The sequence below is a fragment of the Candidatus Neptunochlamydia vexilliferae genome, assembly GCF_015356785.1.
Taxonomy (GTDB): domain Bacteria; phylum Chlamydiota; class Chlamydiia; order Chlamydiales; family Simkaniaceae; genus Neptunichlamydia; species Neptunichlamydia vexilliferae.
The window spans coordinates 19648-34206 of sequence record NZ_JAAEJV010000004.1 but is presented as its reverse complement, the minus strand read 5'-3'; the positions used below and the strand labels follow the sequence as shown (position 1 = coordinate 34206).

Genomic DNA, 14559 nt, shown 5'->3' with positions numbered 1-14559 from the left:
TTTAGGATTATAAGCTAGCGAAGCCTAAGGCCCCAGCATCCCTCCCCCATGGGGGAGGAGTCAAATCTTTATTTTATTCTTGTTGGTTTAAAGCTTTCTCCTTTTTGTTTTGCTCTAGTTGTTTTAGCGCAGCTTGCCTTCTGTAGCTTTCTGCTTCTACTTCTATAATTGTGGCATGATGGACGAGTCGGTCTGCTGCTGCGACTGCCATTGCTTTGTCCATGAAGATTTTGTCCCACTCTACGAAGCTCTGATTGCTGGTGATGAGCAGGCTTTTCGTTTCATATCTTTCACAGATGAGTTCGAATAGGACGTTTGTTTCTTCTTGGTTTTTAGGGGCGTATCCGAAGTCGTCTAATATGAGGCAGTCGTATTTGCTGAGTTTTTCTAGAGCGGAGGGAAGGGTAAGGTTTTTTTTGGCCTCTTGGAGTTTTTGAACGAGTTCTGTGGTTCGGTTAAAAAGGACGCGATATCCGGAGATAATGAGTTTTTCTCCTATGGCTGCCGCTAGGTGGGTTTTCCCAGTTCCTGAGGGACCAAACATGAGGAGGTTCCTTCCGTTTTCGATCCAGATTTCTCCGGACCCAAAGGCGTTTATTTGGGTTTTGTTGAGCTTTGGTACGGTTTCGAAATCAAAGGTTTCTAGGGTTTTTCCTTTGGGTAGTTTTGCTTCTGCCATATGTCTTTTGAGTCTGCGATTGTCGCGATGGGATAGTTCATACTCGCAGAGAACTTGAAGGTAGTAGCTAGGGTGCCACCCTTCTTCTATTGCTTTTATGCTTTCTTCTTCCCATAACTTTTTGACTGTTGGTAGACGGAGTTGTTTGAGTAGGGTGGGGAGTAATGTGGCTTTTTTCATAAATCACCTCCTACTAAGGCTTGGTAACTTTCTAAGTCGGGTTCTCTGGAGCTGACTGGTGGGGCTTGCTCTTTTTTTCTGAAGAGGTCTTGGACTTCTTTGGATTTGGGGAGCTGTTGTTTGTGGAGCTTTTCTTCTAGAAAGTTGTTAACAATTGGCTCATTGTCGCCTTCTGCTGCTTCTTTTAGGATCTTGACGTATTCTCGACAAGCTGTTCTAGGGTCTAGCTTTTGGTCGAGTCTTTGCCAGGTTTCTCTAAAGGCTAGGGTGGGGAATAGGTGCTGTTTGTAGATGTAGTTTCGGAATGCTTGGGGTTTTTTATGGAGGCTTCCTATGATGTGGCGATAGTTAATTTGGTGGACGTGTTTATCGCGGCGCCGCTCTCTTTGTAGGGTCTCTACTAGATCGCTTCCTATGAAGCATTCTAGCCGGTCATCATACAGGTGAACTTTGAGGGTCATTCCAATGAGCTTTGAGGGAACGGAGTAAATGATGTCTTTGACCCGGATAGTGCTTCCGGTTGTGACTCGGACTCGTTGTTCGTCAAAGTCGGTTGTTCTTCTTTCGGGGAGCTGTTTAAGGTGGGCTAGCTCTTCAAGGTGTTTTTTTTGGACTCTTTTATTGTGCTTGGCTACGATTTCTTGGATGAAGTGTTTGTATTCTTCTACTGAAGAAAAGTCTCTTGATCCTCTGAGCATTAGGGCTTGATCGATTCTGTTTTTAAGTCCTCCATGGGAGCCTTCTATGGCTCCATTTTCATGGGCGATCCCTTTGTTGTTTCTCGTGGGTTCCATTTGGTAGTAGGCGCATAACTCGGAGTAGTCTTTTGTGAACTCTTCTTTTTGCTTGTCTGAGCAATTTTTATAGGCGGCTGAAAGACTGTCTGTTCGGTGGGTTTCTGGAACTCCCCCACTGAGCCATAGAGCGTTTTGTAATCCTTCAGATAGAGCCGTAAAACTTTCGCCTCCCATGACAACTGAAGCAGCCTCCCACTTGCTGTACACGAGCCTATAGTGGTAAAACATATGATCAAACTTTTCATTTTTTATGGTGATTTTTAGATCTTTTGCGTGGGTGAAATCTGATATTCCTTGCCAGCCTGGGGGATGGTTTTGCCGAAAAATAATCTCTTTTTCGGTTCCATGGGTTGCCTTCCATTTTCGAACTCGCCTTTGGAGTGTCCTAAGCGTGCTGTCTGGGTATTCTCCAGGATGCTTGATTTCGAGATCGTCTAGAAGCGTCTTTGCTTGTAATCTGGGATTTTCTTCTAGCAAGGGAACAAGCTCACTTGTCCATACATCCTCAAAGGGGTCTTTTCGGGTTTTCCACCGGTGCAAAGGTTTTGCTTCTGTGAGATCTCTTTTTTCAATATTTCGAGCAGATCGCTCAGAAAAACCTGCTTGCGCTGATGCAACCTTTTTTGTTTTTCCTTTCTTTCTAGATTCCATATAAATCCTTATCTGTTGCTTTGTAATCTTTTTCCCTGTCATATTAACCTCTCACTTTCATGCAAGAGATCTTAATTCAAGGAGTTTCTTACCGGCAAAGATAATTGTCGTTAAGCGGCAATCCTAATTGTCGCTCAACAGTTTATTTGTAGATGCACCTGCTGGGCTTGCAAAATAGCACATTTCAATATCTGGAAAGAGTTCCTTTAAGTTAGCCTTATCTTATGGAAGATTTATTTTGTAATAAGAATTTTCTTTAAGGTTATCAGCAGAGTATGAAACAGTCTTTGTTTTGTGCAGACTGTATTTGGCTTTTAGAGTAAATAGCAGGTGTTCTTTAAGCTACTTTTGACTGCTAATGGATTTTAAAGTCTTATCACTATCGCTTGAGATATAAATCTTTGAGTCAGGAAGACCATCTACACGGGTTCTATTGGATCTTGAAATTATTTTCAAAGCAAAACTTATTTTTTTAGAATCGGTTTTTTTAGGCAAAAGAATGGAAGCTTCATATGGGAAGGATTTGAGGTACTCGGGTTCTTTAAAAAACGCAATTTTATCAGTATGGACTTTATATCGATTTGTGTCTGTAGCTTCTTCAATAAGTCCCCAATTTATCAGTATTTTTGGCATGGTTTAAAATATAGCATGTTGAGGTAACACTTTATCAAAATATAAGGGTCTTGTTCATCCTAAAACGAGTAGATAAAAAGAGTCTTGCTATTTGGTAAAAGATGAGCGAGGTCTTCTTGAAAAAAACTTTCCAGCGAACTGACATGGCTTCTGAGCCGAAGGCGGAGAAAAGCCATGCGGTGAGCTATCCGCGGCTTCAAGATGGCTGTGAAAAATCGCCCCGCACGAGGGGTGGACAGTGCTTTGCACGGCCCCCCGAGGAGGGGTGATTTGGCTTGCCAGATTGAAGCTCAAGGGGGCAGCAGGGGGCTTGCCCCCGACGCACCTTTCATAAGACCAAAAAGTGTTACCCACGATTGAACCATGCCGTATTTTTGCATCACCTTCATTAATATTAGAGGGCATAATTGTGGTTTTAACTGCAGTCATTATATTTTTCCTGTCGTTAAAATTTCAATGGCCTCTACTATAAAGAGGCTTTCCCGCTGTAAACAATTTTGGAATTTTCTCCATGAAGAATTTTTCAGATTTTTTAGAATTGATTTGTAACTCTTTGATTATTAATTGGGGTCAAATTTTAGGCTTTTTTGAACTGAAAACTGCCTTCTCTGGGAAAAGCGATCACAGTTAGCCAAAGTTTGGGGTAAAGTTTTTTCAGCAGAGGTATTTTTCTCTATGAGAATTTAACAGCGAGAAACCCTCTATAAAAGAGGTCTAAATTTTTTGTCTATAAATATCGAATATGGCGCATGGTATCTAATTTTTTACTGAAGAGGACGAGGAGGAAAGCGGGTAAGAAAGAGGTAATAACGAAGATGTCGAAGAAGGTAGGGAGATGGAGGGTGGCCATCCAGCCGGCGACGTAGCCGCCGAGGTAGAAGCCGATCCCGATGCAGGCAAACCAGACCCCGGTGAGGAGGCCTCGGTAACGGTGAGGGCTGAGGTTGGTGACAAGGGAGAGGCCGATGGGGGCAAGAAAGAGTTCAGCAAGGGCCATTAGCGCATAGGCAAAGACGAAGTAGTAAGGGCTCACGCTTGCGGAAGTGGCCCCTTCGGGGATATGGGCGGCGGCCCGCTGCATGATGAGGAAGCAGAGTCCCATAAAGAAGAGGCTCAGGGCGGTTTTCATGGGAGGGCTGGCACTCGATTTAATCCGGCGGAGGAAAAGATAGAGGTGAGCAAGGGGGAAGGCAAAGAGGATCAAGAAGAAGGTCTCCATTGAGGTGAACCAGGGTGTAGGGACGGTAAAGCCTCCAACCTGTCGGTCGGTAAACTTCAAAGCAAAAAGGGTCATCGACGACCCCGCTTGGTTATAAGCCATCCAGAAAACAATGGAGATGAGGGTCATGATGAGAATCACAAGAATACGATCCCTCTCATGCTTTTTAAGGGGAAAGAGGTTGGGATCATCTTTTTTTGAAACGAAATAATGGGAGGGGACTTTGAGTTCTTTAAGTCGATTCATCACTGCAATGTAGGGGAGTGCGGCAAGGAGTTGGATACAGCCGCAGACGATAAAGACAGCGCGCCAACTTATTGTTTGAAGATATCCCAAGACAATCATTCCGATGAAGATGCCCACGTTGACTGTTGCATAATAGATCGAGAACCCCCCTTCACGGATGTGGGGCTTTTTCGAGTAGATGCTTCCCAAAAGGGAGTAGATCGCCGGGGTAAACAGTCCACCTCCAAAGGCAATCAGGGCCAGAGAGGGAATAATCATAAACTCGCTTAGAGAAGAGAGCATAAAGCAGCCAATCGCGGTGAGAAAGGTTCCCAAAAGGATCGGGCTCCGGTAGTTCCACTTGTCGGCGATGTAGCCGCCGAGGATGGGAAGGGTAAAGGCGATTCCGGTATAGGCTCCAAAAATGTGGGTTGCTTTGGGGGTGCTATAAGTAAAATGTTTAACAAGAAAAAGGACTAAAAGGTTCCCGATTCCCCAATAGGCAAATCGTTGACACATCTCGACAAGTGCTAGGAGATACATCTCCCGCGGATGTTTGTTAGAAAAAATGACATCTTGGTGTTTCATGTTACTAGCCCTTTTAAGACTCATCTTGTACAATATTAGAGATTATTTATTCTAGTGAAAATGGAAATTTTGATTATCAAAACCTCCTCGTTGGGGGATATCATCCAATCTTTCCCTGTTTTAGCCCTCCTAAAACAGACCTATCCCCATTCCCAAATCGACTGGGTGGTTGAAAAATCTTTTTGTGAACTTCTCGAAGCTCACCCAGATATTCGTCAGGCTATTCCAGTTGAAGCGCGGAAGTGGAAAAAGAACCTTTTTGCTTACCGCTCCGGTGTGCAAGCAGCGGTCAAAAACGACTATGATGTTTCGATCGATCTTCAGGGAAATATCAAGTCGGGGCTGATCGCCAAGTTTATCTCTGCAAAGCAAAAGGTGGGGACCTCTTTTTCTTCAGCGCCTGAGTGGCCCAATGGTTTTTTCTTAACCCATCGCTACCCCCTCGATAAAAAGAAAGCGATTTCCCTTCAGTATCTCTCCCTTGTCCAAAACCATTTTGCTCTTCAGCAGGCTCCCATCCCAAAGCAACTCTTTCTAACAATCACCCCCGAAGAAGAGGCTTGGATCGATGAGCAAACAGCCCCTCCCGTCCGGTATATGGTCTGCCCAGGCTCCCAATGGGAAAACAAAAAGCTTTTCTTGCCGACTTGGATTGAGCTTTTGAAAGAGTTTGCCCATAAGAAAAACCCCCACTACTACTTCGTATGGGGAAATGAGAAGGAAGAGCAAGAGGCGCGCGCCCTCCACGCTCAGTTTCCAGAAATGAGTACCCTTCTTCCCCACCTCTCTCTTCCCCTTTGGCAGCGGCTGATGGCCAAGATGGATGGGATCTTTTCTGTCGACTCCAGCGCTCTTCATCTCGCCGCAACGACTGGCGTTCCCACCTATAGTTTCTTTGGTCCTTCTAGCGCTGCGGTCTATAAGCCTGCAGGGGCCCACCACCATGCCCTTCAAGGTCCTTGCCCTTACGGCAAGACCTTTACCAAACGGTGTCCGGCCCTGCGCACCTGCAAAACAGGCGCCTGTATCAAAGGTCTATCGTCTAAGACTCTTGAAGAAATAATTCGTTAAGTCTTGTCGTAAGGTCTTTCCAGGAGATGGCTTCGATGTTTTTTTCTAAAGCCTGAGGGTTTTTTGCTCGGCAGACTACAAACCCTTTCTTTGCTTCTGGGTACTCTTGCAAGAAAAGAGAGAGGTGTTTGGCATCGCGCGCAGAAGGGGTCTCCGTCCACTTCACTTCGATCGGTATCAGAGTGTCTTTCCACTTCAGTAACCAATCCACTTCTGGGCCACCTACATCTCTCCAAAAGAGGAGGGATATTTTGTGCTGCTGTAAGCGGGACCATTTGATCAGTTCTAGCCCCACAAACTGTTCAAACAGGGGGCCTAGATACTTTTCTGGTAGAGAGGGGTGCTCTTGAGCAGCAAGACGACGGAGTCCTAGATCGAATAGGAGGTATTTCGGAGATTTGATGAGTTTTTTACGGGTGACACTTGTTGTAAAAGGTTCTATCCGCTCAGCAATGAGACAATCCTCTAAGATTTGATAGTAAGAATGGATGGTTGAATGGGCAACCCCGATATCTTGAGAAATCTTCTTAAAGTTGATAATGTTACCCGACTCAATTGCAGCCAAGCGGAGGAAATTTTCAAAAGCTCCAATATCACGAACCAAAGCTTCAGCTCGTATCTCATCTTCTAAATAGAGGTCGACATAAGAGTCTAGTTCCTCTTCTCTAATAGAGGGGTCTTTTTCTAATCGAATGGCGGGAAGGGAGCCATAAAGGAGAAAGTCTTTAATATCGGGAAGGGGTGTATCCAGTTCCTCAAGGGTGAGAGGGTCAAGACGCATCTGAATCAGTCGACCAGGGAGGCGATTGACTGCTGTTCCATGGCGGAGCTTCCGTGCAGACGATCCCGTTAAAATAAACTGACCGAGCTTTTTATCGATGAGGTGCTGCACTCCATCCATCAAAGAGGGAACTTTTTGCACTTCATCAACAACAACGAGAGGAGGTTTGCCATTTTTATGTTTTAAAGCTTCGACTTCCCGAATCAGCTGATCTGGGTCTGCTTCATACTGACGCCGTACCTTTGAAAAGAGAAGGTTCACTTCAAGATCCACCTTATACTCGCTGATTAGGGTAGTCTTCCCTGCTTGGCGGGGGCCTAAGAGAAGGACACTTTTCCCCCTCTTGATCACGCGATCTAATTTTTCTTTGAGACGTCGTTTTAACATCACTCATCCTAGAATATTGCTTTCTTACACTCAATATTCCTGGAAATATGAGTTTGAGTCAACAATATTCCTGGAAATATGAGTCCAAGCACACAGTTTTCCGGATTTTTAATAGACTTAAAGTCTTAATCTGTTGATTGAGAGTTTCTTAAGAAATCGCTTGAGTGAGGGCGTCAAAGTCGATGTGGGACTCGACGAGCTCGACCGCTTCGATGATCTTTTCTTTGTCTTCTTTTCGGATCTTGACGGTGTAGGAGGTGATCATCTCCATCGCTTTGTAGCTGCTGACTGGCGCGTAGAGCATCGGGATCCCTGCTTTTTTAAGCGCTTCGATGATGGTTTGGCGGGGAGGGGTTTCTCCGGTGAGGATCATCCCTGCCTCGAGATCTTTATGGGGATCGGCGATCTTCACGTCCCAGTGTTTGGTAAGGGTGGCGAGGATGATGTCTTCCCGGTTGGCTGGGGTGATGATCAGCTGGTTTTGAAGGATCCGCTCCCGATAACTTTTGAGGGAGGTGGCGGCAAAGCGGGTCCGTTTGAAATGGCGCATGTGGTGCTCTTCACCGGTAAGAAGGGGAGCCCGAAAGAGCGACTCAAAGTCTTGCATCGTCGGTTTGCTTAAGAAAGGGTCGAAGGGGATGCAGCCAAGAATGGGAATATTCCACCGGCTAAGTGCTTTTTCCATGTAGGAGAGAACCATCTCTCGCTTATCATCATGGACGCGGTTGAGAATAATCCCAGCAACCTCAACATTTAGGGTATCGCACAACGCTTTATTAAGAGCTAAGGCATCGAAGGAGGAGCCGAGCCCTCCAGAGGCGACGAGGATCATCTTGAGCCCTAAGCGGGCAGCGACCTTCGCATTGCTAAAGTTCACAATCGAGCCGACGCCCACATGACCGGTCCCCTCGACAACGACCATCTCATTTTTCTCTTGGATAGTTTGGAAAGAGCGCTCGATCTTGTCTCCCATCTCCTCTTCACTCACCTTTCCATCGAGAAAGTCGCGGGTGAAGCCGCGGGGGAAAAGGACGGGGCTCATCAAAGCCTCCTCTTCATCGAGGTGGAAGTGATCCTTAAAGAGGACCACATCTTTATCGACGTGGATTCCCGTGTCGGTCTCGACATGCTCTTGCCCAATAGGCTTGATAAAGCCCACCCCCTTGTGCCGTTTGAGAAGTCCAGAGACAAGGCCGAGGCAGGTGGTTGTCTTCCCTACATGTTGCCCCGTGGCTGCAATGAAAAAGGCTGTTTGACTCATGGGGCGACCTCCACACCTAGAAGCAACTGGATCACCTCTTTGGTTTCTCCAAAAATCTCGACGTCACTTTCAAGCGCTTCGACCTCTTCTAAGGTAAACCAGCGGATGGGGTCAGGTCCATGAGGTTCTGGAAGTCCGGCCGGTTGGGCAAGGTAGATTAGGTCGAAGTGTTCATGGGCAGGGGTTTCTTTATGTGAGGGGACATGCTCTTGCAAACACATGTAGGGGCGCTCAAAACTTTTAGCATTCCACCGATCGATCCAGATGTTCTCATCTTGGATGAAGGTGATCTCGAGCCCTGTCTCTTCGCGCACCTCTCGTCGAGCTGCCTCGGGAGGAGACTCATTCTCTTCAATGTGCCCCCCAGGAGGGAGCCACTTTTTTAGCTTAGGATGAAAGAGGAGAAGGACCTTCTCTTCATGGAGAATATAGGTGGTGGCTGTAAAGTGTCGCTTTTTTGATCCCACTTTTCTCCTCGTTTTAAACCAATTGATGATACATTATAAAAGTTTTCCTGAAAAGCACAAGGAGTTGTGATGAAAGAATTTGAAAAGCTTGTAGAAATTACCGATACCCTAAATGGACCCAAGGGGTGTCCATGGGATAAAGAGCAGACGTTTCAGTCGCTCCGCCCCCATGTTTTGGAAGAGGTGCATGAACTTTTAGAAGCGATCGATGAAGATTCCACCGAGGGGATGGTCGAAGAGCTGGGCGACATCCTCTTCCAAATTGTTTTTTTCGGAAAGCTGGGAGAAAAAAGTGGTCGCTTTAACCTCCAAGAGGTGGCACGCAAGGTAGGGGAGAAGCTCATTCGGCGCCACCCCCACGTCTTTGGCGATGCTGAGGCAAAGGATGCCTCCGAAGTGATCCACCACTGGGAGCGGGTCAAAGCTGAAGAAAAAAAAGAGCGGAAACATCCACTAGAGGGGATCCCTAAAACCCTAGGGGCCCTTGCCCGTGCCCAAAAAATTGTGGGAAAAATGATCCACAAAAAGATCCCTTTTCCAAAAAAAGAGTTGGCCACATCCCTTGGTGATCAGCTTCTCGATCTTGTGATCCAAGCGCAAGAGGAAGGAGTCGATGCAGAAAGCGCTTTACGTACCGCTCTCAAAAGGTACGAAGCACTGTTTAAAAGTTAAGCTGCAAGCCGCCGGTGAGGCCGTGGTAGAGGATATGACCATCGTGGTCAAAGATCGAGTGGGTGCCGTGGAAGCGGAGGTTCCGGTCGGCGGTGACTAGGGCTCCTACGTAGAGAACCTGGTAGTTGACGCTGAAGAAAAAGTGTTTGGTGGGGCGGATCTCGATGTAGGGGTAGACTTGCGCCATATAGGCAAAGTTGGAGCCGCTCCGGTCTTGGTCGCGAATCGTGACGGTATTGCCCTCATCTTCCATGCGCGTTTTTTGCTCTCCCCGGTTATAGAGGCCTCCCACTTTGACCGCCACTCCCCAGGTGAGGAAGTGGTAGGGGTTGTACTCGAGCATTCCCCCCAGCTGAAGGCCAAAGGACTTGTTGTCGGTCTTAAGGCGGTAACGACTCGTCTGGTTATCTTTGGTGAAGAAGAGCTTGAGCTTCTCATCGATCCGAAAGTAACGGAGTCCTGCCATCCAGGAGACCGAAAAGTGATCGATGTAGCGGGGAGTCATATGGCGCCAAAAGTTAAACTCTGGGGTATACATGTCGGAGCGGAGTAGGCTTTTGACCCGATCGGCAAACTGGTAGTCAACCGTTTCAAAGGCTAAACTACCATCGAGGTTGAGGTTTCCCGGGCAGCTCTTGTTTTCCTTTCCTTTCCAGTTAAAGCCCCCGGTATAGCGGAGCTCCCAGGTCGAACCGATGCTAGGGAAAAGCTTAAACGCCGCTGAAAACCCTGTATTGAAGCCCATGTCGTGGATCAGATCTTTCGACTCGATAAAGGCCTTGCCGGCTTCTTTGTCGCAGCCAGAGATCCCGCTCGAAACCCCGGCACTTTCAACCAGGTGTTTGTTGTGGGAGTTGGTCCGCCTTAAAAGGACATAGTCTCCTTCAAGGGCAAAGTAGCTGTCATAGGAGCCAGCCCCCTTTCCCCAGGCGGTACTTAAAACAAGAAGAAAACAAACAACAAATTTCCACATAACGGTACTTGAGCTAAAACCCAAAATGTAACAAAAGGAAAAATGTTGGACAACAAAAAAGAATCGCTCCATGAAGAAAACCTTGTTTCTCGTTTTTCTCATCGCCTCCCTTTTTGGAAGGGAAGCACCTAAAAGGGTCACCTTTTCCAAGGAAGAGATCGCTGCAACCAAAAAGATCAAACACCTCATCATTATCTTTCAGGAGAACTGGTCATTCGATGGTCTTTTAGGAACCCTTCCCGGTGTTGACGGGATTGCCAATGCCTCCGAAGAGAGCAAAACACAACTCGACCTCACCGGCGCCCCTTACCCCAAACTTCCACCCAGCATCGACACCAAAACGAAAAAGCCCTACCCCCAAATCCCCCAAAATCTTCTCAACGGTCCCTATAACCTAGGCCCCTATATTCCCCCTACTGAGGAAACCTCCGACCTTTACCACCGTTATTACCAAGAGCAGTACCAAATTAACGGGGGAAAGATGAACAAATTTGCCCTTTGGAGCAATGCGTGGGGCTTTGCGATGAGCTACTACGACTTAAGACATACAGAGCTCGCAAAACTTGCCCAAGAATTTACCATCTGCGACCGATGGTTCCACTCCTGCTATGGAGGCTCTTTGTGTAACGTCCTTTGGCTCTTCTCTGCCCAAATGCCCGTTTGGCCCAACGCTCCCAAGCAGTACATCGCTAAAATTATTCCCAGTGGCGCGCTCCGTCGCGACGGGAAAGTCTCTCCCAATGGGTATCTCATTAACGATGCCGAGCCCTTCTACCCTCCCCATAAAAAAGAGGTCCCCGACCATCTCCGCGTTCCCCCCATCGATCAAGTCACTATCGGCGACCGCCTTTCCGAAAAAAATATTTCCTGGAAGTGGTATGCCCAGGAGTGGAAAAGTGCCGATGCGGGCCATCCCCACCCCTCCTTTGTCTTTCATCATCAGGCCCCCCTCTACTACAAGCCCTTTGCCCCGGGCTCGCCCATGCGAAAAAAACACCTCGCCGACCTCACCGAGTTCTACGATGCCCTCGACACTAATACCCTCCCCGCCGTCAGCTTCGTCCGCTCCCTCGACATCTACAGCTTCCACCCTGGCCACCTTAGCGTCATGGATGGGGCCAAATGGCTTGTCGACACCGTCCACCGGGTCCAAAAAAGTCCCGTGTGGGAGGATTGTCTCATCATCATCACCTTCGATGAAAATGGAGGGCGGTGGGACCATGTGGCCCCTCCCGAGGTCGACCCGTTCGGTCCTGGGACACGTGTTCCAGCTCTCATCATATCCCCTTATGTAAAAAAGGGTTACGTAGACTCCACCTCCTATGAGACCGTCTCAATCCTCAAATTCATCGAGGAAAGATGGGGTCTCGAGCCCCTTTCTACGCGCGATCGCGCTGCTAATAACATTCTTAACTCACTTATTTTAAACTAATTACATCTTAATATAATTAAATTTGCGCCACTTTATTTTAATTAAGAATTGTGATATAATAATAGTTAGAAAACAAAAGGAGGTTGGTTTGTTTAACTAAAAGCAAGCCAAATAGGGGGAACTTATGGGAGTTAGTTTTGATACATATTTTCAGGCTGTTGTAGATTTTGGTAGTACTGAAAACTCAAAAAATAGCCTTGTTAGTCTCAAGAAAGCGTTTAATAATGTTAAGATTGTGGAGACCGATCAGAAAACTCAATCGATATTCAATCGCATAATTGAGTTTTTATTTGGGTTTTTATTTAAAAAAGAAGTGCAAATGGATAAAAAAATCACCCATGTGTTTACTCTTGATAGAGGTGATAGGCAGTTTTTAGAGGGAAAGAAACTTGATAGTCTTAAAGATTTTCGGAAAGGCCTGGATAAGATCGGACGTCTTATTTCCAACTCAGACCTTCAAACAGTGAACAAAGGGTTGCTCGAAATTATAGATAAAAAGAATAAAGAAGTAAGCCCTCCCCCGAAAAAGAAACGGAGGAAGAAAGAAAAAAATGCTTCCTTAACCTTCTCTACGGTTGTTTCTAAACTTAGCTATATTAGTGAATCTAATAACAATAGCATAACAAACTGGATTAAAGGGAACCTTCCCTTTATCAAACAAGTCTATGATCAAACCAACGATACTGAGAGAAATATGGGCGCAGGGACCTGCTTTGAAAATACCCTTGAGAGAGTAAAAGTTCTTCATGATAATCCAGTAATTAAAAGCGGTGATATATCAATGGGAAGCTCTAAAATAGGGCGTGGTATGCGTAGATCGTTTGATAAGATAAAAACAAGCGAAGAAGATGTTAGTCAGCAGGGTAAAAAAGCAGCGAAACTTATAAGGCAAAAGTTAGGCTTAGAGCTTGTTAGTATGACTTCTACTGGACGAAAAAATCTAGGAAAACAGGTTAAAGAACTAGATTCTAAAGGGTTTACAAACCTTTGTTTGGGGATGGACTCCAGCGCAGGAGAATATGGACACGCGATCAATATGCAGTTTTACCGTGATAAGAATCTTTTCCGTTTTATTGATGATAACCTCGGAGTCGTTGAGTGTTCTACCCCTCAACAATTTGGTAAAACATTGGTTTCATGGCTAAAAACCATGTATGCTGACTTAGATAAAATGACTGTCGATGTTTATCAGCCAGTAAATTTTCACAGTTAATCGCCAACTGTGCTACAATAGTCCCCAAACCTAAAGCTTGGAGGTTATTTTGGTTAAAACGATGAGGAGGTCGTCCGCCGTTACCTGGTCCCCGAAAGGGAATGAAGATTGCAGGGACTATATCCACTGCCCCCTTTGTGACTGGGAGATGATCTATCCTAAAAATGATGAAAGGAAGCCAGCGCTTATCTTTTTGGATATCGATGGGGTTTTGATCGATGCTATTCACCCACCAGAGGTGTATAGTAAAATTAGAGAGACGATGAAAGAACTTTTTCCTTATGCTCAGGAATCATTTTCGGGTTATCAGCAAAACATTGCTACGGCTAGATGTTTCAAGGAGGAAGCAGTTGCCTGTCTCGACAAGGTGATTGAAGGTGTTGAAGCATCAGGTCAGCGTCCTCTTGTTGTCTTAAGCTCTTCTTGGCGTCATGCCTGTTTTCTCGATCAACATCGATGCGACGCCTACGGCCAGTATAAGTTTAGCAAGTATCTATGTGGAAAAACATCTATTGACTATCGCTCCGAAGAGATGTTGTCTGTTGAATCTAAGCTCGGGTTTGAGTTTTATGAAGCCGCAGAAAAGGAATATGGGATTCAGCTAAAAGACCGTGCGAGTGCTATCGAGTTTTGGCTGCGGGACCATGGATTTGATCCAAATCGCGCAAATTTTGTTGTGATTGATGACAACCAGATGGAGAAATTATCGAAATTTGGGAACCGCTTTGTGACAACAAAGTGGTTGATGAATGAGAGCGATGCGGATGCTGCTATTGAGGCGTTAACTTTCACCAATGAGTTCTAAAGTATGATCTAAAAAGTTTTTCCCCTTATATGAACGTTGGATATTTGCCCGCCCACTTTCGTAGCGTTTGATGATTGGGTCTTCCTTAGAAAAAGAGATGAACGAAGGGAGGGAAAATTTCTCTATGAAGGGGAGCAAAATGAATGGCTGCTTGTTAAAAGAAGGCCTTTTGTCTGAGCATGAGAAGGAAAAGGCGTTGCTTTCACCAAAACCATACAGAAGGCCCCATATGTAAGATCCCCCTGATTCATCTAACTTTTCCCAGAAAATAGATGTTGGTTTTTTCAACTCCCAAACGACCGAAAGGGGGTCAAAATCAAAGCCAACGACATCTCGGAAAAGTTTGTAGTGTTTCTGAATAAGTAAGGCCCCGCAGCTTGCTGCGTAAAAAGGTAAATGACGAATCCCATAGCTCAAGCGCTATGGGTGAGGAAGAAAGGAAGTCTGATGAAGCTGCAGCTGTCTATCGGCTCCAAAAAATGTCTTGTACTGAGTCATAAAAGTCACAATGTATCGGTATTGATG

General features: G+C 46.0%; 13 protein-coding genes. 5 read left to right on the top strand and 8 right to left on the bottom strand.

Translation table 11 applies throughout. The features are described 5' to 3' along the window. Positions 1-73: 73 nt before the first annotated feature. From istB to NEPTK9_RS01540, 4 genes are all read right to left on the bottom strand, one after another. The gene (gene istB, locus NEPTK9_RS01555) at positions 74-859 is read right to left on the bottom strand and encodes an IS21-like element helper ATPase IstB (RefSeq protein ID WP_194847075.1); all 786 of its coding nucleotides are present in this window, start codon (positions 857-859) and stop codon (positions 74-76) included. Then, a complete protein-coding gene (gene istA / locus NEPTK9_RS01550) occupies positions 856-2307 on the bottom strand; it encodes an IS21 family transposase (RefSeq protein WP_194847074.1) in 1452 nt (483 codons plus the stop codon). The genes istB and istA overlap by 4 nt, the downstream gene beginning before the upstream one ends. A 342-nt stretch (positions 2308-2649) precedes the next feature. Continuing rightward, the gene (locus tag NEPTK9_RS01545) at positions 2650-2940 is read right to left on the bottom strand and encodes a hypothetical protein (protein WP_194847073.1); all 291 of its coding nucleotides are present in this window, start codon (positions 2938-2940) and stop codon (positions 2650-2652) included. Between the two features lie 727 nt (positions 2941-3667). Continuing rightward, positions 3668-4972, bottom strand: a complete 1305-nt coding sequence (locus NEPTK9_RS01540; RefSeq protein ID WP_194847072.1) for a peptide MFS transporter — start codon at positions 4970-4972, stop codon at positions 3668-3670. Positions 4973-5032: 60 nt separating this feature from the next. Here NEPTK9_RS01540 and NEPTK9_RS01535 point away from each other — a divergent pair, with 60 nt between their 5' ends. Then, positions 5033-6043: a glycosyltransferase family 9 protein gene (locus tag NEPTK9_RS01535; RefSeq protein WP_194847071.1), complete on the top strand. Its 1011-nt coding sequence runs from the start codon at positions 5033-5035 to the stop codon at positions 6041-6043. On the opposite strand, the gene NEPTK9_RS01530 is transcribed toward NEPTK9_RS01535, so the two are convergent. The 3 genes from NEPTK9_RS01530 to NEPTK9_RS01520 all read right to left on the bottom strand — a co-directional run bounded on the left by NEPTK9_RS01530 (position 6015) and on the right by NEPTK9_RS01520 (position 8939). Continuing rightward, the gene (locus NEPTK9_RS01530) at positions 6015-7211 is read right to left on the bottom strand and encodes an ATP-binding protein (protein ID WP_194847070.1); all 1197 of its coding nucleotides are present in this window, start codon (positions 7209-7211) and stop codon (positions 6015-6017) included. The two genes, NEPTK9_RS01535 and NEPTK9_RS01530, sit on opposite strands and share 29 nt — an antisense overlap. Positions 7212-7359: 148 nt before the next feature. After that, positions 7360-8472: a phosphotransacetylase family protein gene (locus NEPTK9_RS01525; RefSeq protein ID WP_194847069.1), complete on the bottom strand. Its 1113-nt coding sequence runs from the start codon at positions 8470-8472 to the stop codon at positions 7360-7362. Continuing rightward, on the bottom strand, positions 8469-8939 hold the full coding sequence (locus NEPTK9_RS01520) for an NUDIX hydrolase (RefSeq protein WP_194847068.1): 471 nt from the start codon (positions 8937-8939) through the stop codon (positions 8469-8471). The genes NEPTK9_RS01525 and NEPTK9_RS01520 overlap by 4 nt, the downstream gene beginning before the upstream one ends. Positions 8940-9008: 69 nt before the next feature. Between NEPTK9_RS01520 and NEPTK9_RS01515 the strand changes: the two genes are divergently transcribed. Further along, on the top strand, positions 9009-9611 hold the full coding sequence (locus NEPTK9_RS01515; protein ID WP_194847067.1) for a MazG family protein: 603 nt from the start codon (positions 9009-9011) through the stop codon (positions 9609-9611). Here NEPTK9_RS01515 and NEPTK9_RS01510 read toward each other — a convergent pair. Beyond that, positions 9601-10656 carry a hypothetical protein gene (locus NEPTK9_RS01510; RefSeq protein WP_194847066.1) on the bottom strand — a complete coding sequence of 352 codons (1056 nt, stop codon included), beginning with the start codon at positions 10654-10656 and terminating at the stop codon, positions 9601-9603. The genes NEPTK9_RS01515 and NEPTK9_RS01510 overlap by 11 nt on opposite strands. On the opposite strand from NEPTK9_RS01510, the gene NEPTK9_RS01505 reads away from it, so the two are divergent. The 3 genes from NEPTK9_RS01505 (at position 10655) to NEPTK9_RS01495 (ending at position 14034) form a co-directional block, all read left to right on the top strand. Beyond that, positions 10655-12016, top strand: coding sequence for an alkaline phosphatase family protein (locus NEPTK9_RS01505; RefSeq protein ID WP_194847065.1), 1362 nt, complete (start codon positions 10655-10657; stop codon positions 12014-12016). The genes NEPTK9_RS01510 and NEPTK9_RS01505 overlap by 2 nt on opposite strands. Before the next feature lie 124 nt (positions 12017-12140). Beyond that, positions 12141-13229: a hypothetical protein gene (locus NEPTK9_RS01500; RefSeq protein WP_194847064.1), complete on the top strand. Its 1089-nt coding sequence runs from the start codon at positions 12141-12143 to the stop codon at positions 13227-13229. 61 nt (positions 13230-13290) lie between these two features. Next, the gene (locus tag NEPTK9_RS01495) at positions 13291-14034 is read left to right on the top strand and encodes an HAD domain-containing protein (protein WP_194847063.1); all 744 of its coding nucleotides are present in this window, start codon (positions 13291-13293) and stop codon (positions 14032-14034) included. Positions 14035-14559: the final 525 nt, after the last annotated feature.